This window comes from Pedobacter humicola (assembly GCF_056490705.1).
Window position 1 is genome coordinate 57,016 of the sequence record NZ_JBWJIG010000021.1, and the last position, 19,786, is coordinate 76,801.

General features: G+C 39.9%; 13 protein-coding genes, 1 rRNA gene and 1 pseudogene. 12 read left to right on the plus strand and 3 right to left on the minus strand.

The annotated features are described in order from the left end of the window. The first annotated feature begins 15 nt into the window (after nt 1-15). The 7 genes and pseudogenes from AC04Q1_RS23805 (at nt 16) to AC04Q1_RS23835 (ending at nt 7,082) form a co-directional block, all read left to right on the plus strand. Nucleotides 16-1,650 (plus strand): SusD/RagB family nutrient-binding outer membrane lipoprotein, encoded by a 1,635-nt coding sequence (locus tag AC04Q1_RS23805; RefSeq protein WP_478367052.1) that lies wholly within the window; start codon nt 16-18, stop codon nt 1,648-1,650. A 293-nt stretch (nt 1,651-1,943) separates the two neighbouring features. Further along, nucleotides 1,944-2,900, plus strand: coding sequence for an endo-beta-N-acetylglucosaminidase H (locus AC04Q1_RS23810; protein ID WP_478367053.1), 957 nt, complete (start codon nt 1,944-1,946; stop codon nt 2,898-2,900). Nucleotides 2,901-3,269: 369 nt separating this feature from the next. Next, nucleotides 3,270-3,407, plus strand: a pseudogene (locus AC04Q1_RS23815) (HU domain-containing protein); the annotation flags it as partial. A 96-nt stretch (nt 3,408-3,503) separates the two neighbouring features. After that, entirely contained in the window at nt 3,504-5,138 is a 1,635-nt protein-coding gene (locus AC04Q1_RS23820; RefSeq protein ID WP_478367063.1) for an SPOR domain-containing protein, read from the plus strand. Then, nucleotides 5,138-5,842, plus strand: a complete 705-nt coding sequence (locus tag AC04Q1_RS23825) for a MotA/TolQ/ExbB proton channel family protein (RefSeq protein WP_478367054.1) — start codon at nt 5,138-5,140, stop codon at nt 5,840-5,842. Before AC04Q1_RS23820 ends, AC04Q1_RS23825 begins: the two co-directional genes overlap by 1 nt. After that, a complete protein-coding gene (locus AC04Q1_RS23830) occupies nt 5,842-6,243 on the plus strand; it encodes an ExbD/TolR family protein (protein WP_316845934.1) in 402 nt (133 codons plus the stop codon). Before AC04Q1_RS23825 ends, AC04Q1_RS23830 begins: the two co-directional genes overlap by 1 nt. Further along, on the plus strand, nt 6,243-7,082 hold the full coding sequence (locus tag AC04Q1_RS23835) for an energy transducer TonB (protein WP_478367055.1): 840 nt from the start codon (nt 6,243-6,245) through the stop codon (nt 7,080-7,082). The genes AC04Q1_RS23830 and AC04Q1_RS23835 overlap by 1 nt, the downstream gene beginning before the upstream one ends. 141 nt (nt 7,083-7,223) lie before the next feature. Here AC04Q1_RS23835 and AC04Q1_RS23840 read toward each other — a convergent pair whose 3' ends face one another. After that, on the minus strand, nt 7,224-9,644 hold the full coding sequence (locus AC04Q1_RS23840; RefSeq protein ID WP_478367056.1) for a T9SS type B sorting domain-containing protein: 2,421 nt from the start codon (nt 9,642-9,644) through the stop codon (nt 7,224-7,226). A gap of 102 nt (nt 9,645-9,746) precedes the next feature. Here AC04Q1_RS23840 and AC04Q1_RS23845 point away from each other — a divergent pair, with 102 nt between their 5' ends. The 5 genes from AC04Q1_RS23845 (at nt 9,747) to AC04Q1_RS23865 (ending at nt 17,921) form a co-directional block, all read left to right on the plus strand. Further along, entirely contained in the window at nt 9,747-11,036 is a 1,290-nt protein-coding gene (locus AC04Q1_RS23845; protein WP_478367057.1) for a bifunctional folylpolyglutamate synthase/dihydrofolate synthase, read from the plus strand. Nucleotides 11,037-11,104: 68 nt separating this feature from the next. Then, entirely contained in the window at nt 11,105-12,763 is a 1,659-nt protein-coding gene (pafA, locus tag AC04Q1_RS23850; protein WP_478367058.1) for an alkaline phosphatase PafA, read from the plus strand. A gap of 340 nt (nt 12,764-13,103) precedes the next feature. Next, entirely contained in the window at nt 13,104-13,472 is a 369-nt protein-coding gene (locus AC04Q1_RS23855; protein WP_478367059.1) for a VOC family protein, read from the plus strand. Nucleotides 13,473-13,601: 129 nt separating this feature from the next. Next, nucleotides 13,602-16,997, plus strand: coding sequence for a methylmalonyl-CoA mutase family protein (locus AC04Q1_RS23860; RefSeq protein ID WP_478367060.1), 3,396 nt, complete (start codon nt 13,602-13,604; stop codon nt 16,995-16,997). Then, nucleotides 16,998-17,921 carry an MBL fold metallo-hydrolase gene (locus AC04Q1_RS23865; protein WP_478367061.1) on the plus strand — a complete coding sequence of 308 codons (924 nt, stop codon included), beginning with the start codon at nt 16,998-17,000 and terminating at the stop codon, nt 17,919-17,921. It begins immediately after the preceding gene. Nucleotides 17,922-18,129: 208 nt separating this feature from the next. On the opposite strand, the gene AC04Q1_RS23870 is transcribed toward AC04Q1_RS23865, so the two are convergent. Beyond that, on the minus strand, nt 18,130-19,110 hold the full coding sequence (locus AC04Q1_RS23870; protein ID WP_478367062.1) for an acyl-ACP desaturase: 981 nt from the start codon (nt 19,108-19,110) through the stop codon (nt 18,130-18,132). A 506-nt stretch (nt 19,111-19,616) separates the two neighbouring features. Then, nucleotides 19,617-19,728 (minus strand): 5S ribosomal RNA (gene rrf / locus AC04Q1_RS23875). Nucleotides 19,729-19,786: the final 58 nt, after the last annotated feature.

Here is a 19,786-nt window from a genome sequence, read left to right on the forward strand (position 1 = left end):
CTATTCGAAAACAACATGAAAACTATATATCATAAATCCTCAAATAACAGGATTAAAGGTTTGTCAGCTGTTTTGCTGGCATCATTAATGGCCCTAAATTTTGGATGTACAAAAAACTTTGAAGATTTTAACACGAATCCAAATTCACTTTCACCAGAACAGACCACTGCCCTTTTAAAATCGGCAATCGGCCCGATAGAGCAGGAAATCTTTCATAACTACCAGATTGCCCAGAATCTGAGTGCTGATGCTTTTAGCGGTTATATGATGGCTCCAAACCCATTTGGAGGAATTAACAATATGAACTATTCGCTCAACAATGGATGGAACAGTGCTGGTTTTAATGATCAATATAACTACGTAATGGCACCTATTTCTAAAATTGGCCAGAGTGTGGTAAAAACACAATCGCCTGAATCATGGGGAATTTCACTTTTGGTACAGGTAATGGCCATGAGCAGGGTAACCGATAAATTTGGTCCTATCCCTTATACTACTGCAGGTTCGTCATTGGTATCCACCCCTTATAATGATCAGAAAACGGTATACGATGCCTTTTTTAAACAGATTGATACGGCGGCGAACAATTTACAGGCATACATTACTGCGAATCCTGGCAAACCTGCCTTTTATGATAAAGGTGATTTAATTTATGCCGGAGATCCGGTTAAGTGGTTGAAACTGGCCAACTCTTTACGCTTGCGTTTGGCGATGCGTATTGTTAAAGCCGATGCTAATACGGCCAAACTTCAGGGCGAAAAAGCATTAAACGCGCCAGGTGGCCTCTTAACCACAGTTGCTGATAATGCTGCTGTGGCGCAATCGGGAACACGAGATAATGATGTATGGGTGGTAACGGTTGCTTATGATGGAGATAACGGGCTTGGTGCAGCCTTGCAAACCTATTTGGTAGGTTATAATGATCCGCGTTTACCTGTTTATGCTACTCCTGCTAAAGACCCTTTATTCACGGGCCAGTACATTGGTATCAGATCGGGCGCGAATACATCGTTTAACGGTTTAGGTAAACCAGGTTATAAAACCTATTCGAGCATAAATTCTTCTGACATGGCCAAATCTCCTGCCGGACAAAAAGCCCCACAGATTTTAATGACTGCTGCCGAAGTTTGGTTTTTGAAAGCGGAAGCAGCTTTACGCGGCTGGACAGGATCGGGTGATGCACAGACTGATTACGAAACGGGTATTACCACTTCATTACAACAATGGAATGTAAGCGCAGGCAATTACTTAACTGATGCAACAAGCAAACAAACAGCTTATGTTGATCCGAAAAACCCGGCAAATAACGCTTCAGCAGTAAGTACCATTACCATTAAATGGGATCCTACAGCTACCAATGAACAAAAACTGGAGCGTATTATTACCCAAAAATGGCTGGCAATATTTCCTGACGGGCAGGAAGCCTGGAGCGAGTACAGACGGACAGGTTATCCTAAACTATTTACTGTAGCCAGTAACAACAGCGGCGGAACTATCGATACTCAAATCCAGATCAGAAGATTACCTTATCCATCAACAGAATATGGAAACGGTAATAAAGATGAAATTCCTAAAGCCGTTGCCCTTTTAGGCGGACCAGATAATGGCGGCACCAGATTATGGTGGGACGTAAACAAAGCAAATTTTTAACACACAAACAATACCGGGTAGGATGACGAAAGTTATCCTACCTTTTTTATAGCAAACCATTTCTAACCAAAATTTTAAACCTATGAGAAAACCTGATGTTTCCGGCGTTCTGCCGTTAACAGCTTCCACCCTATTTTATACGGCAAAAAATCAGTTCAGAAAAAGAAGAACCAACCTTTTCCTTAAAACCTGAATTTATGGATAGATATGAGATAAAATGTCAATATCCATAATATAAAAAAATCTGTTTGTAGCGATTACAATCAATTTCTAACCAATTTAAAACAAAAATTATGACAACTACCAAATTGTTAACATGCAAAAACGCCATATTAACTGTGGCTATCTTTTTTACCGTTGCTATAAGTGGCTGTAAGAAAAAAGACATCACCCAGAGTGAAATTTTAACCGGTCCGGCTAAAAAAGCATCTACCTCAGCTATCGGGGTACCCGGCCCAAAAGGTGTATGTTACGTTGAAGTAAACAGTAACGATATCCGGAATGTAGGAAAGTATAAACTCTCTTCGGGAGAACAACTGTTCGACATCGCCATTATTTTTGCGGCGAATATCAACTACAATACCTCAACACAAAAAGCCGTATTGGGCTTTAACCCAAACGTAACCAACGTGCTGAATAACAGGACAACCTATATCAAACCCTTACAGGATAAAGGCATAAAGGTACTATTATCCATCCTGGGTAACCACCAGGGGGCGGGTTTTTGTAATTTCACCTCGCAGGCATCGGCAACTGCATTTGCACAACAACTGGCTAATGCAGTTACCACATATGGTCTGGATGGTATCGATTTCGACGACGAATATGCAGAATATGGTAATAACGGAACGGGACAGCCAAACGACAGTTCATTTGTATACCTCGTAACCGCGCTTAGACAATTGATGCCAAATAAGATTATTTCCTTTTACTTCTTCGGTCCGGCAGCTTCGAGATTATCTTTTAATGGCGTTACCGTAGGATCTAAAGTAAATTATAGCTGGAATGCCATTTACGGCAGCTTTTCTCCACCAAATGTACCAGGATTAAGCCAGGCAAATCTTGGTCCGGCAGCAGTTGATATTCAGGCAACCAGTTCATCTACAGCGGCATCATTAGCTACACAAACCATTAATAACGGTTATGGCATTTACTTATACTATAATCTGCCTAATAATGATGTACACACCTATTTATCAAGCATATCGAGCAACTTATATGGTGGCAAAACCACTACGTATACGCCATAGGCATTTAAACAGGAAACAATTTTATACTTTATAAAAGATATAAATCAATAAATCTGCAATCGCTGCAAATATGATCAGTAGGGCGGCATCAGCTGCCCTGCTTTTTTACGGCCCATCTTCCCGAGCCACGCCATTTCGGCATTATATCGATTTAGCCATTTGCTTACTAACATACCATTTCTATCTTTGTAACCGTTATCTTTGCGCGGATACAGATATAGGTTATAAAAACTGTGAAAATTTCAGGATTAGAATAACAAAACTGTAGCCGTTTTTGTCCCCTTTTTGGAATAGGGTGTATTATACACTCACTGACACTATTTGAAGGTAGAATATAATTTTTAATTTTAAACGCTTAATTTTACCCGAATGGATATCTTATCATACCTGTTAGCACTCTTGCAGCAACGCAAAGAAGTTGGTATTACCGGCTTGGGCACCTTTTATAAAAAGAAATACCCTGGAAGATACGATAAGGAAAAACAAACGTTTTTACCTCCGGGATATACCCTGCAGTTTTCTACCGAATCAACTGAAGAAGAAGCCTTAATAGATTTCATTTCCGCCAAAAGGAATATCTCTAAAGATAGCGCCAAATACGATATTGAACAGTTTGTTGAGGAAGTAAACCAAAAACTGGAGTTAAACCACGAAGTTGAACTAGAAAATACCGGCCGTTTATTTTTTACCGAACAGGGAATAAGTTTCGAACCGGTTAAAAACATGAACTATGGTTCTGAATTTTATGGCTTACCATCATTAGCAGAAACAGCCATAGCGGAAGAAAAACCTGCTCTACCAAAAGAAGAGGAAGAAATTTACGACGAAATTTCGGAAGCACCGGTGGCATCTTCACCATTCGAAAATAAATCATACCATCATCCGGTAATCGAAAATGTAGAACTGGATGAAGTTAAAGATGATCTTAAAAATACTTTAAAACATTCAGAGAATGCAACAGCAGGAGTTGTTGAGGCTCCTGAGTTTATCAAAGAACAGCACGAAGAACACCCTGAGCGTTTTGGTCATACGCCAGAATCGGAAATAGAAAACATTGCCGCAGAACACCAGGCAATTGAAACACCTGAGCCTGATGACGCACCAGAGGCAGCAAATACTACGAAAGAAGTAGAAGTGCCCGAATCGATTGTAACCCAACACGAGGAACACCCCAACCGTTTTGGACATACGCCCGAATCGGAAGTAGAAAATATTGCCGCAGAACACCAGGCAATTGAAACTCCGGAACCTGGTAACGCACAAGAGGAAACAAATACTACGGAAGAAGTAGAAGTGCCCGAATCGATTGTAACCCAACACGAGGAACGCCCTAACCGCTTTGGCCATACGCCAGAATCGGAAGTAGAAAATATTGCCGCAGAACATCAGGCTATTGAAACTCCTGAACCTGAGGAAATAATAGATCCAATTGAGAATAAATCTACGCCAGAAACTATTATTTTACCGCAACAGAAAGAGCCAAGTCGTTTTTCACTGAGGTCGGAAATAGACGAACCAAAAACGTACATCAATTTAGACGATGGCCCAAAACAAGAGGAACCGGTAATTGAAGCGCCTGAATTTATTAAGGAGCAGCATGCCGAGCACCCTAACCGTTTTGGTCATGATCCGATTGATCACGAGCAGGAAACACCGCAGGGTATGTCTACCTGGCTGATGATTACCATCGCGATTTTAGCTTTGGTTATTATCGCTGCGATTACGTATCTCGTTAAACCAGAACTGTTCACCGGCCAAACAACAGAAGCTATTAAACCAGCGCAAACTGTAGTCGATTCGCCAAAGCTTGCCGTTGATACCTTGAAGGCAAAACAGGATTCGATAGCCAAAACAGACAGCATTTTAAAAGCCAATCAGGTTCAGAAAAAGGCAGATACTGTAAAAAAGGCGGTCGTTAAAACAGCAGAAAAACCTGTAGTTGCGCTACCTGCTGAAAAACCAAAAGAAAATAAAATTGTACCAAACACAGGCCCTTCTACGTTTTACGTTATTGCAGCATCTTTTCAATCGGAGAAAAAAGCACTCGTATTTGTTAAGCAAATGGAAAAAATCGGTTTAAAAGCCGAAATTGCAAAAGTACCAGGTCGCTTAAAAAAAGTTAGTATAGCGCGCTTTACCAGTGAAAAAGAAGCTAAGAAAGAAAAAGATATTTTGGAAAAAAGACTAAAAGGAAAAGGATATTTCGTACAACAAGAATCTAACAACACACAACCATAATGATAACTTTATTAATTCAGGACACCACACAAGCATTACAAGACACGGCAAATGCGGTTAACCAGACCGTAACACAGCCACAGCCAGAACTACATTTTATCGACCTGCTTTTTAAAGGCGGCTGGGTAATGATCCCACTGGCTTTTTTAGCCTTATTGGCTTTGGTTATTTTCTTTGAACGTTATTTAACCATAAAAAAAGCAACCAAAGACGAATCCAACCTCATGGGACAGATCAGGTCTTATATCCAGTCGGGAAATTTAGATGGTGCCATGTCGCTTTTAAGAAACAACAACTCTCCCCTTTCTCGCATGTTGCAAAAAGGTTTAAAACGCATCGGCCGACCGATTAAAGATATCGAAGGTGCCATCGAAAATGTTGGTAAATTAGAAGTTTCCAAATTAGAAAAAAACATCAGCATATTGGGTATTGTGGCAGGTATTGCACCAATGCTTGGTTTCGTAGGAACGATTGTTGGGGTAATTACCATCTTCCACCAGGTATCGATTAAAGGTGCCATTGAAATCGGTACCATTTCTGGCGGTTTATATACCAAAATGATTACTTCTGCGACCGGATTGATTATCGGTATTATTGCTTACGTATTGTACCATATTTTAAACATCATGGTGGAAAAAATCATTCTTAAAATGGAAACCGATGCAATTGATTTTATTGATTTACTAGAAGAACCAGGCAAATAATGAATTTACGCAAAAGAACAAAAGGATCGGTAGAAGTACATACTTCAGCGTTGAACGATATTATGTTCTTCCTGATGCTGTTTTTCCTATTGGCCTCTGCCGTGGTAAATCCTACCGTGGTTAAACTATTGTTACCACAATCATCTAGCGGACAGCAATCTACCGCCAAGAAAGCCGTTACCGTTACAATAGACGAAAACTTAAAATATTTCGTTGAAAAAAAGCCGGTGAGTATAGATGAATTAGAACCTACATTGGCATCGTACCAAAAACTGGCACCTGATATGACCATTCTTTTATATGTATCGCGCAATGTGACCTATCAGGATGGATTTGTGGTAAACGATATTGCCAATAAATTAAAATTAAAACTTGTTGTAGCCGTTGAGCCTAAAAAATAATGAACTACAAAGCACAAATACCTAACGAGGAAAATAATTACCCAAAGGCCATTGCCATTGCAAGTGGAATTATGGGCTTTTTATTGTTGATCAGCTTTTTTATCGTGATTGGTTCTTTCCAGCCGCCTGAAGAAGTGGGTATGGGTGGCATGGTTGTAAATTATGGAACCTCTGCCGAAGGGATGGGCGATGATTATACCAGTATCGAAGAACCATCTGCTGATCCAAATGCAAATGGCAAACCACCTGAAAAGGTAACTCCTGAAGAAAAAGTTACCCCAAACACTGCTACCGAAAGTAGTGATAAAGAAGTGCAGACGCAAAATACTGAGGATGCCATTGCAGTAAACACCAAACCAGCAAAACAACCAACTAAAGCTGCACCTACTCCGGTAACAGAAGATAAACCTGCTAAACCGGTAATCAATCAAAATGCGCTTTACAAGGGCAAAAAGAATACCGGGCAGGGTCAGGGCGATGGAACAGGAAATACTCCTGGAAACCAGGGGGATAAAGATGGTGATCCGCTTGCTTCCAACTATGGAGAAGGCGGCTCGGGAAATGGAAATGTTCAGCTTTCACTGGCCAGCAGAAAATTTATCGATATCCCCAGAATACAGGATGACGGACAAAGTGCGGGTAAAATTGCCGTTCAGATCCGTGTAGATAAAAATGGCAAGGTGGTTCAGGCCCGTGCCGGCGCAAAAGGCACTACCCTGTCAGATTTGGCCCTCTGGAGAAAATGTGAGCAAGCTGTACTTGGTGCAAGTCTAAATAAATTAGAATCTGCCCCTGATGTACAAACCGGGATTGTGATGTTCAACTTCAAAGTGAAATAAAAAATATAAATAGCTAAATTACCATGGTCTGTGTCCCCACAGACCTTTTTTTTAACCATTTTTTGTGCTGTCAGATATTAACTGCTGAAGAAATCTTCACCTTTCGTTCCAGAATAACTCCGGTTAACTTATATTTTAGAACTATCGAATCAACGTTACCGATCCCTTTTTGATTATCTTCTTATTTTCCTGGGTAGTGAATGATGCGATCCAAAAGTAAACGCCAACAGGAACAGGCTGTCCTCTATAATCACCGTTCCAGGCATCATATAATTTATTTGAAGAAAAGATAATTACTCCCCTTCTGTCAAAAATCTGCATCTGAAAATTAAAGGCCCGGCTTCCTTCTTTTGCTTTAAAACCATCATTTACATTGTCCGAATTGGGACTGAAAGCGGTTGGGAAGGAAATATCATTACAGGCTTCTGTTTCCAAAGAAACACTGAACTCATCTATTATACAATCATTTAGCTTTAGAATCGAGAAGGTGTAGCTCCCTTCATATAACCCAGAAAAAATATAATTACCGGGATAAACTACACCATTATACCTGATATTATAATCTGTTGAACGGGCACCAATCGAAAATGAGATTTCGCCTGTTAAATCGCAAACCGGATTTTTTGCATGGACAATAGTATTTGGTTTGGTTAACGAATAATCAGGAATCACAATAGTTTTATAAGCTGCCGGCGCACCGCCCGATGCTTTTACTTCGACCGTATAGCTACCCGGACTAAGCATATTAAAAACACCTGTGCTATTTGACACCGAATTATTAAGGGTAAAAGTATAAGTTTCTGGAATTGGTGGGCTATTCACTTTTATCAATCCTTTATCCAAAACATTACATTCGGCCATGATTTCAATATTATCGATCAAAATCGGGCAAGGTTCATAAATCAATTCTATATCAAACTCATCAATTAGACATCCCTCTTTACTCAGCACAATAAAATGATAGATACCCACCTCCAGGTTAGTGAATCTATGGTCGTAGGGGAAAATATCATTTTTGAGCTTGAGTTTGTAATCAGCACTAGCTGCAAATGAATTAAATTGAATAGTACCTTTACTGGCACAGGCTGGATTAATTTTGGCAAAAGAGAAGTTTGGTTGTAACTGTTTATAATCCGGTACAATTACAGTAGTTTCAAACATATCTTCATCCGAACTAATTCTGACTGTATAAGTGCCGGGGATTAAATTTTTAAATAGCCCGGTGGAGTTGTTAGTTGCATTATTTAGCGTATAGGTGTAAGCAGCCGTGTGTGGCTTTGTTAAAACATCGATAATGCCCTGATGAAAGGCATCACACTGTTGCTCCACATTAACCTTATCAAATTGGATTTTACATTTATTCCTCCCTACAACAATATCTTTTTCATCAACTTTACATCCGTATTTATTTACAATTTCAAAGTGATTGGATTTTCCACTTAATAAATTAGAGAAGGTACTGTTTAGCGGATATAACTTTCCATCATACTTGATCTGATAGTTACTGTTCTGTTCGGGAGTGCTAAAAATGATTTCACCGGGGGTTTCGCAAAGCTGGTTTTTGATCTGCCAGCTATAAACAGGTTTTATCAAATTAACTTCTGGAACATCAACAGTTGTCGTATAAAAATCAGATGCAGAGCTAATAGAGAGCGTATACTGACCTTTGGCTAATCCCATAAACTTTCCGGTTGTATTGGTAACCCCATTTAATGTATAGGTAAAATCTTCAATATGCGGAGCTGTTAATACATCCACATTTGCTGTATTTCCTGAAGCACAATCTTGATTTATATCAACCCGATCGAATTCTATTCCGACAATACTCCCATCTTCTACCATACTGGCAGCATCAAGTACAGTGTATGGAAGTGTTCCCACTACCCCAACTACCTTTTGATTTTCTAGGTCAAATTCAATAATTTCCGTTTTAGCATTATTTATATTGGATAGGCCATAGACGGTATTTTTCCTTAGACCAGTAGAAACACTTACAATTCCAAAAACAGACATATTAAAAGGCAATGGAATAATAAGTGTGCTTTTATTAGGTTCTTTAAGATTCACCTTCACTATCCCCTGACTAGCAGCCATATAAAGGTCCTTTTTATAAAAACATACATCACCCGTTGGGAAATAGTTAAGAGGTCCTAAAATATCTGTTTTTCCTGTATTGATATCTGTTCCGAATAGAAAACTAGAACAATAATATAATTTATTATCGTAACCAAGTGTCAAAGCATTTGAGGAGGCCATGCTTGGAAACAAGCGTCTACAATTTTCTATACTGTTTTCTTTTACATCTGCAGTGTAGATATCTGAACTGTTTAACCAAAACAAATTATTTTTATTCATGGCGATTGAAAAATATTGATCACCAGGCGCACAATCCGCAATTTTAGTCGACTTTATTCCTTCGGTGGTAATTTCGACTTTATAGATATAACTCCCACCAGGAGAAAACATCGGATCAATTGATGAGCTAACATAGAAACTTTGCGCAGCAAGTTTGAAAAAACAAGCCAAGAATACAAAAAGGAATAGACTAAATTTATTAATCACTATATGAGACCGTTAAAATGATGAGCGAATATAACGAGATTATTATCTAAATAAATATTTTAAAAAACTTCAAACACCAATCACTTATATTTGACACCTATTATGGACTACCAACAAACGCTTGATTTTTTATATAGTAAACTCCCGATGTTTACCCGCGTTGGCGCATCTGCGTTCAAAAAAGATTTAACCAATACCATCATTCTTTGCGAAGCATTGGATAATCCCCAGGATCAGTTTAAAAGCATCCATGTGGCCGGTACAAACGGTAAAGGATCCACATCACACATGCTGGCTTCAGTACTGCAATTGCAAGGATACAAAACAGGCCTGTACACTTCTCCCCATTTAAAAGATTTCCGAGAACGCATCCGCATCAACGGGAAAATGATGAGCAAAACTGAAGTGGTGTCGTTCGTAAAAGAACAACAGCAACTGATCGAAAAAACAGAACCTTCGTTTTTTGAGGTAACCGTTGCCATGGCGTTCGATCATTTCGCCAAACATCAGGTAGATGTGGCCGTAATCGAAGTGGGTTTAGGCGGAAGGTTAGATTCTACCAATATCATCAAGCCACAAATTTCAGTCATCACCAATATCAGCCTCGACCACATGAATATGTTAGGTAATACCCTCACTGAAATTGCTGGCGAAAAGGCCGGTATTATTAAAAAGAATGTCCCAGTGGTTATCGGTGAAACACAGGAAGCCTCTGCTCCGGTTTTTATCCGTAAAGCAAAAGAAGTAAGTGCTCCAATCGTTTTTGCCGATGCCGTCTTAATGGCTCAGGATTTCAAAATCAGGAACACTAAACTATCCTTATCCGTTTATCAGGATGGTGAAATCAAATACCAGAACCTGCAAAGTGATCTCACGGGTGTTTATCAGCATAAAAATATCTTAACCGTTTTAGAAACTTTAGCGGTCCTTAATGAGAAAACGGCAATTAAAACCGATCAGGAAGCGATATACAAAGGATTAAGCCAGGTCAAAAAACAAACCGGCTTGCAAGGTCGGTGGCAAACGCTGGGCAAAAATCCATTGGTGATCTGCGATACCGGACATAACGAAGCAGGGATTAGTGAAGTGATTAAGAACATCAATCAAACGGCTTATCAAAACCTGCACATCGTTTTTGGTATGGTTAACGACAAAGACATTTCTAAAGTTTTATCATTGATGCCCAAAAATGCTATTTACTATTTCTGCAGACCGGATTTAGAACGCGGTTTAGCTGCAGACAAACTTCAAGAACAAGCTGCTACATTCAATTTAAAAGGGAACAGTTATGCCTCTGTTGCCGAAGCAAAACAAAATGCAATCCAGTCTGCAGATCCAAAAGACCTGGTTTTTATCGGTGGAAGCACATTTGTGGTGGCCGAAGCGATATAAAATCTTTACATAAACTTCAAAATATCTTCACTTAAAAGTTATTAATTTAGCCCTTTAACTAAAACATAATGAAGAAAATATCCTGTCTAATCTTTTCCCTTTCTATTTTATCGATCTCGCTCTCCTCAGCCCAAACTAAAAAAACTGTTCCAGCGCAGCCAAAAGCATTTCCTGCTGAAGTGGCCCGCCCTAAATTGGTGGTTGGCCTGGTTGTAGACCAGATGCGTTGGGATTATTTATACCGCTACTACAACCGTTATACCAATGGCGGTTTTAAAAGATTGATCAACGATGGATTTTCTGTAGAAAACACATTTATTCCATATACACCAACTTACACTGCTTGTGGCCATACCTGTATTTATACCGGTTCTGTTCCTGCTGTTCATGGTATCATCGGTAATGATTGGTACGATCCGGAAACCAAAAAGAATGTATACTGTACTGAAGATTCATCGGTATCTACGGTAGGCAGTACGCCATCTTCTGAAGGAAATATGTCGCCAAAAAACATGTTAACTACAACCATTACAGATGAGTTAAGATTGGCTACAAATTTTAGAGGTAAAGTAATTGGCATTTCATTAAAGGACAGAGGTTCGATACTCCCTGCAGGTCACGCTGCAAATGCAGCATATTGGTATCAGGGTAGCACCGGAAACTGGATTACCAGTACCTATTACATGAAAGAAGTTCCAACCTGGATCGCCGATTACAATAAATTAAAACTGGCAAACAAGTTTTATGCAAAAAACTGGGAAACTTTGTATCCCATTAATACTTATGTAAACAGCACAGCAGATGAGAAGGCTTACGAAGGCAAATCGAGCACTTTCCCGCATCAGCTTACCCAAAACATTGATAAAAACTTCGATGCCATCAGAAGCACACCATATGGCAATACCATTACGCTAGATCTGGCTAAGTTAGCCATCCTTTCTGAAGATTTAGGACAAGACAACATCACCGATTTCTTAGCCGTTAGTTGCTCATCTACCGATTATGTTGGTCACGCTTATGGTCCGAATTCGGTTGAAGCAGAAGATACTTATTTACGCTTAGACAAAGATTTTGAAGAATTTTTCAACTACCTGGATAAAAAAGTAGGTAAAGGAAATTACACGGTATTTTTAACTGCCGATCACGGTGCGGCGCACGTACCTGGCTTTATGCAGGAAAACAAATTACCTTCGGGCGTAGTAAGCGACCGGGATATCGCAAATAAACTAAACACTTACTTAAATGATAAATTTAAAGTAAACAATGTTGTTTTAAGATCAATGAACAATCAGATCATTTTTGATCATGATAAAACCGATAAAGGCGATGTAAGTTTTGATGTAATTAAAGCGGCTTCTGTAGAATTCCTAAAAAGATTAGACGGCTTCCAGAATGCAGTTGACATTGCTAAAATATCACAATCTACCCTGCAGGAGATCCAGAAAAAAATGATCACCAATGGCTACAATGCCCGTAGAAGTGGCGATATCTACTATGTGTTACAGCCCAACTGGTTTAACGGTGGCAGTACAGGTACAACACATGGAAACTGGAACCCTTACGATTCGCACATTCCATTGGTATTTATGGGCTGGGGAATCAAACCGGGCGCAACAAATAAAATGCACTATATGACTGATATTGCACCCACGCTGGCTGCACTGCTTCATATCCAAACTCCGAATGGAACCGTCGGAGAACCGATCACAGAGATCACAAACAAATAATTGAAAAAAACTATGCCAACCAGCATAGTTTTTTTGTTTTACAGTTAATCACTAAGATCATCTTAGATGATAAAAATAGTTGGGGTATATGCTTCAGATGTGGAACCACCTTACACACCTCAGCTCAACTAAGCCTTTAAAATCGGGAATATGTCCCAGCTCCCTGCTCAGATGATCTCAGGTAACTTAGGTGGTAAGATAGTCGGGATATATACCTTCAATATTGAACCATCAAAGACACCTTGGTATACCTACGTTTTATCGTAAAATTTCGAACTTAAGCGAACATGTTCTCAAATGCCTTATATGGTAAAATCATAATTTATTATTATTTTAGATCATGTCAACATATACCGCCACCAAACTTACGCCCATGCTCGAATCGCATGATATGCCGGCAACGTTAAAATTTTATACAGAAATTTTAAACTTTAGCTGTGCAGCACAATTCGATGACCTCAGCTGGTTAAGTCTCCGGAAAGATGATATAGAAATCATGTTTTCAAAACCTAACGAACACCGTAACATTCCTAAGGCGATCATGAGTGGCTCACTTTATATTAAAACAAACGAGGTGACCACCCTCTGGGAAAGATTAAAAGATCAGTGCGAAATTTGTTACCCGCTCGAAGATTTTGAATATGGCATGAGAGAATTTGCCATTTACGACAACAATGGCTATTTACTGCAATTCGGGGAGGATTTATAGCTGAACCAAAAGCCATAACGGTATAGGGTATTCGTGCTTTAAGCAGCTTATTTTAGTACATTTGCATACCAAATATATTTGGAAAAAAGGATCGGTTCCAGAGCATACCGATCGTTAAAATCCCATAGTATGCAACAAGTAGAAATCTATAAGCCTAAAAATAAAATCCGTTTTGTAACCGCTGCCTCCCTTTTTGATGGACACGATGCCACCATCAACATTATGCGTCGTATCCTTCAATCTTCAGGGGCTGAAGTGATCCACCTTGGCCACAACCGGTCGGTTGATGAAGTGGTAAACTGTGCCATACAGGAAGATGTTCAGGGCATTGCAATGACTTCTTATCAGGGCGGACATATCGAATACTTTAAATATATGTATGATCTCCTTCAGGAGAGAGGATCAGGCCATATTAAAATATTTGCAGGTGGCGGTGGCGTAATCTTGCCATCCGAAATTGAAGAACTCCAGGCTTATGGAATTTCTAAAATCTACTCACCGGATGATGGCCGTAAAATGGGTTTACAGGGCATGATCAACGATATGCTGATCCAAACCGATTTCGTTACCAAAGCCAACATCACCAACGAGCTCGAAACCATTCCTGCAAAAGATATCAAAGCCATTGCCGGAGCCATTACGGTTGCAGAAAATGATCCCGAAGGCGCCCAGAAATTTGTAGACGAATTAAAAAAACTTTCAAAAAACAACACCGCCCCTATTCTCGGCATTACCGGAACAGGTGGAGCAGGTAAGTCATCTTTAGTTGATGAACTGGTGCGTCGTTTTCTGGTTGAAGTGAAAGATAAAACCCTGGCCATTATTTCCGTCGATCCTTCAAAAAGAAAAACAGGTGGCGCTTTATTGGGCGACCGTATCCGGATGAACGCCATTAACAACCCAAGGGTATACATGCGCTCTTTGGCCACCCGCCAGGCCAACCTTGCTTTATCAAAGAATGTACAGGAAAGTATCGATATCTGTAAAGCAGCAGGCTACGATTTAATTATTGTAGAAACCTCGGGTATTGGTCAATCGGATACCGAAATTACCGAGCACTGTGATGTTTCGCTTTATGTAATGACGCCTGAGTTTGGTGCAGCTACGCAATTGGAGAAAATCGACATGCTGGATTTCGCCGATCTGGTAGCCATTAACAAGTTCGACAAAAGAGGTGCTTTAGATGCCCTGCGGGACGTACGCAAACAATACAAGCGTAACCATAACATTTTCGACGCCAAGGACGATGAAATACCTGTTTATGGCACCATGGCCTCCCAGTTTAACGATCCGGGTATGAATAACCTGTTTGTGGCTTTGATGGAGCAGATTAAAATGAAAACCGGTACTGATTTTAAAGCAAAAATGGAACTGACTTCCGATCAGTCTGAAAAAATCTACATCATCCCTCCCGATCGCATCCGCTATTTGGCAGAAATTGCCGAAGCTAGCCAGATGTACAATGAGTGGGTAGATAAACAGTCCGCCATCGCCCGGAAAATGTACCAATTGAAAGGCGTAATCGATCTGTTAGGCGAAAATAACTTCGCTCCTACAGAGGGCTGTCCGCAGGATGGAGTGTCAAAAAGTTTAAATACAACTTACAATTTCTTCGAAGAGCAATTAGATGGCGAATGCAGACGTTTACTACGCCAGTGGCCTGATACCAAAAGAGCTTATAAAGAAGAATTTTTTATTTATAAAGTCCGCGATAAAGAAATTAAACAACCTTTGTTTTACGAATCGCTTTCCAAACTGAATATTCCTAAAGTTTCATTGCCGAGATATGAAGACTGGGGCGATATTTTAAGATGGCTGTTAACCGAAAACCTCCCGGGAGAATTCCCTTATGCGGCAGGTGTATTCCCGTTAAAAAGAGAAGGTGAAGATCCAACCCGGATGTTTGCCGGAGAAGGTGGGCCCGAAAGAACCAATAAACGTTTTCACTATGTTTCTTTAGGTCAGCCCGCACACCGCTTGTCTACCGCTTTTGATTCGGTTACCCTGTATGGAGAAGATCCACACATCCGACCAGATATCTATGGAAAAATCGGGAATTCAGGTGTAAGCATTGCCACTTTGGATGATGCCAAAAAACTCTATTCGGGTTTTGATCTTTGTGCGCCTTCTACTTCTGTATCCATGACCATCAATGGGCCAGCGCCAATGTTATTGGGCTTTTTCATGAATGCGGCGATCGACCAGCAGTGTGAAAAATACATTATCGAAAACGGTTTAACAGAAGAGGTTCAGGCTAAAATTGATTCGATTTATAAAGTAAAAAATATATCCCGGCCAGGTTATAGTGGTACCTTACCAGAAGGAAATGATGGCTTAGGTTTAATGCTCTTAGGTGTTACCGGAGATCAGGTTTTACCAGCTAATGTTTATGCTCAGATCAGAGCCAAAGCCATTAGCTCCGTTCGGGGAACCGTTCAGGCCGATATTTTAAAAGAAGACCAGGCCCAGAATACCTGCATTTTCTCTACCGAATTTGCCTTGCGCATGATGGGCGATATCCAGAAATATTTTATTGATGAAAAGGTAAGGAACTTCTATTCAGTATCCATTTCGGGTTATCACATTGCCGAAGCGGGCGCCAATCCCATTTCGCAACTGGCCTTTACCTTAAGCAACGGCTTTACCTTTGTAGAATATTATTTAAGCAGGGGCATGCATATCGACGATTTTGCGCCTAATCTGTCTTTCTTCTTTTCTAACGGAATCGACCCCGAATATGCGGTTATTGGTCGCGTAGCGAGAAGAATTTGGGCCAAGGCTATCAAGAATAAGTATAAGGGAAATGATCGCTCACAGAAGCTTAAATACCATATCCAGACTTCCGGCCGTTCTTTACATGCTCAGGAAATTGATTTTAATGATATCCGTACCACTTTGCAGGCCCTTTACGCGATATACGACAACTGCAATTCCTTGCACACCAATGCTTACGACGAAGCCATTACCACACCTACCGAAGAATCAGTAAGAAGGGCCATGGCCATTCAGTTGATCATCAACAGAGAACTGGGCTTGGCCAAGAACGAGAACCCTTTGCAGGGCGCCTTTATCATCGAAGAATTAACCGATCTGGTAGAAGATGCGGTTCTTACGGAGTTTAAGCGTATCAACGATCGTGGGGGTGTTTTAGGGGCCATGGAAACGATGTATCAACGCGGAAAAATCCAGGAAGAAAGTTTATATTACGAAACGCTGAAACACACCGGCGAATATCCAATTGTAGGTGTGAATACATTTTTAAATAAAAATGGCTCACCTACTATTGTTCCCGGAGAAGTAATCCGCGCAACAGAAGAAGAAAAACAATACCAGATTTCAGCTTTACAAAAATTTCAGGATCGCAACGCAGACCGATCAGCAGATCTCTTAAAACAACTCCAAAAATCGGCCATTGCAGGTGATAATATTTTTGAACAGTTGATGGAAGTCTGTAAAATTTGCTCATTAGGTCAGATCAGCAAAGCACTTTATGAAGTTGGTGGTCAATACAGAAGAAACATGTAAATGAGAGCAATATTATTATTTTTTATCATGAGCTTTTCGGTCAATACCTGGGCACAAAAAATACCTGAATCATCTTTTATCATGGTTTTGGGTGTTGCACAGGATGGTGGCTACCCGCATATGGGTTGTGAGAAAAACTGCTGCAAAATGGCATGGAAAGATGAAAAATTAAGAAGAAATGTCGTTTCGCTGGCTTTAGTCGATCCAAAAACAAAAAAATGGTGGCTTATTGAAGCTACTCCCGATGTTAAGGCGCAACTTCAGGATTTTAGAACAAAAACACATGAAGCTTATCCATATTTACCAGAAGGTGTATTTCTTACACACGCCCATATTGGTCATTATACCGGTTTGATGGAATTTGGCAGAGAAGTGATGGCTACCCATTATTTGAAGGTATATGTACTTCCTAAATTCAAAACTTTTCTAACCCAAAACGGTCCCTGGAGCCAGTTGGTTAATCTAAAAAACATCAACCTTATCGAACTTAAAGCAAATGATTCAATTGATGTAGCTGAAAATAAGATTACAGCTTTTACCGTACCGCATCGTGATGAGTATTCAGAAACTGCAGGTTTTAAAATCGAAACGCCTACCAAAAAATATCTCTTCATTCCGGATATTGATAAATGGGACAAATGGGATAAAAGTATTATAGAAGAAGTAAAAAAAGTGGATATTGCCATGCTCGATGCCACATTTTACACCAATGCTGAGCTGGGCAACAGGCCGATTTCAGAAGTACCACATCCATTGGTAGGTGAAACAGAAGCATTATTTGATAGAGAGAATATTGCGCTTAAAAGTAAAATTTTCTTTATTCATTTCAATCACACTAATCCTTTACTTTGGGATCAGGATACTCAAGAAACACTTATAAAAAACGGCTTCAACTTTGCAAAACAAGGGGACATTTATCATTAAATTAATTAGATAATATACCACAAAAGAATTTCTGCTCAGATTTTTAATTTTTGTCCGTCACCCGGATCCGATAACTATCGGATTTATTTCAGGGTCTATTTTGCTGAAAAAAAGTTAGTCTTTAAAATCCGAGCATAATCACGGAATTACAGCGCACAAAAAAAGCCTCGATTTTACGTCAAGGCTTCCATATATCTATTAATTGCTATTATCCGGCAATCCAGCTAAATTTATAATCAATGGTTGGGTTTTTCATTCTTTCCGCAACACGCAATAAACGCGAGGGTAAAGCCATAATATAATCACGGGCTTTTTCACCAGCCTCGTTTAAATCGCGCATGCCTTCAATTTTCCAGTCCACAATTAACTGTTGCATAATTTCTACGTAGTCAATGGCCGTGTAAACGCCTAAACGCTGTGCAGCATCTGTAAAATGACCAAATGTTTGGCCGATCTTTAAACCTACCTCACGTAAAAAATGTGCAGGCATTACAATTTTCTGGCGCATCATATCTTCAAAAGCCAGCATCGCTTCATTAGGATCAACCTCAAAAATTCTGTTCATAAAATCTTTATAGGCTTTTGCATGTCGGGCCTCATCAGAAGCAATCACACCACACATTCTCGACAATAAAGTATCGCCATCTTTTTTGGCCAACGAAGCTACCCTTCTGTGCGAAATATTGGTTGCCATCTCCTGAAAAGACGTATAAATAAAGTTACGGTAAGGATCGTGTCCGGTTCCAATGTCGAAACCATCAGCAATAAGATACTGAGTGGAAATCTCCATTTGGCGCATATCCACACGGCCAGATAAGTATAAATATTTATTTAACAAGTCACCATGACGGTTTTCCTCTGCAGTCCAATGTCTGTTCCACTTCATCCAGCCACCATCTTCTTTCATACTTGGGCCTTGCACCATGGCTAACCACGATTCGTATGTAGGCAAAGCCTCTTCAGTAATGGTATCACCGATCAGTACAGCCACAAGGTCGTAAGAAAGGTCTTTTGCATTATCCCTTAATATTCTGATATCCTGATAAAATGAATCACTAGTAGAATCGGGAAGAAAATCAGACGGTTGCCAGTTAGTATCAATTGGTTTAAGATAGGTATCCATCATCTCCAGCATATACTTTTCTATATGCACCATTACTTCCCTTCTTTTATCTGCAAAAAAACTCATTACTCTTGTTTATATATTGTTAACAACAAAGATAACCAAATATTACGGCAAACCTTGTGATATTAACATATTTAGCATCAAATCAGTTTTAAATGTGACCTAAATCATTAACATTCATTGAAATGCTACGATGCAAAGTTTAATGAATGTATTAAGCGTGTTTAACATAACTAACTTTTCGATTATTTGAAGCGCAATACCTGTACGCTATAGGTTGGGTCCCGTCCTGCTGTACGCTTAATCCTTTTGGGGAACTCTATCTGTTAAACAAATACATCCAGCCCAAAAGGGATACCGCTGCCATCAGGGCTATTGGGCCACGGTTGATGGAAGACGGAAGATCTAAAATGGATGATGGATAACGGAAACCTCTGCGGAAACCGGCGTAATCCGCGGGGACAAATAATATGATGGATGATGCGGAACTGTGCCCCAGACTTATAAACGGCAAATTGCCATAAACAAAGAAAACCCTTCAACATTGCTGTTGAAGGGTTTCTTTCAAGATTTGGCACCGACCTACTCTCCCACGTGTTACCGCAGTACCATCGGCTCTGGTGGGCTTAACTTCTCTGTTCGGAATGGGAAGAGGTGGACACCACCGATATAGGCACCTAAATTTCTTTAGATAAGCTATCTCGAGCTTAAATGACATATTATTGAAAGAAGTTATTAT

Bases quoted from the DNA above. Each gene is read 5' to 3' on its own strand.
- AC04Q1_RS23805 (WP_478367052.1), top strand. From the start codon at position 16: ATGAAAACTATATATCATAAATCCTCAAATAACAGGATTAAAGGTTTG.
- AC04Q1_RS23810 (WP_478367053.1), top strand. From the start codon at position 1,944: ATGACAACTACCAAATTGTTAACATGCAAAAACGCCATATTAACTGTG.
- AC04Q1_RS23825 (WP_478367054.1), top strand. From the start codon at position 5,138: ATGATAACTTTATTAATTCAGGACACCACACAAGCATTACAAGACACG.
- AC04Q1_RS23830 (WP_316845934.1), top strand. From the start codon at position 5,842: ATGAATTTACGCAAAAGAACAAAAGGATCGGTAGAAGTACATACTTCA.
- AC04Q1_RS23835 (WP_478367055.1), top strand. From the start codon at position 6,243: ATGAACTACAAAGCACAAATACCTAACGAGGAAAATAATTACCCAAAG.
- AC04Q1_RS23845 (WP_478367057.1), top strand. From the start codon at position 9,747: ATGGACTACCAACAAACGCTTGATTTTTTATATAGTAAACTCCCGATG.
- pafA (WP_478367058.1), top strand. From the start codon at position 11,105: ATGAAGAAAATATCCTGTCTAATCTTTTCCCTTTCTATTTTATCGATC.
- AC04Q1_RS23855 (WP_478367059.1), top strand. From the start codon at position 13,104: ATGTCAACATATACCGCCACCAAACTTACGCCCATGCTCGAATCGCAT.
- AC04Q1_RS23860 (WP_478367060.1), top strand. From the start codon at position 13,602: ATGCAACAAGTAGAAATCTATAAGCCTAAAAATAAAATCCGTTTTGTA.
- AC04Q1_RS23865 (WP_478367061.1), top strand. From the start codon at position 16,998: ATGAGAGCAATATTATTATTTTTTATCATGAGCTTTTCGGTCAATACC.
- AC04Q1_RS23870 (WP_478367062.1), bottom strand. From the start codon at position 19,110: ATGAGTTTTTTTGCAGATAAAAGAAGGGAAGTAATGGTGCATATAGAA.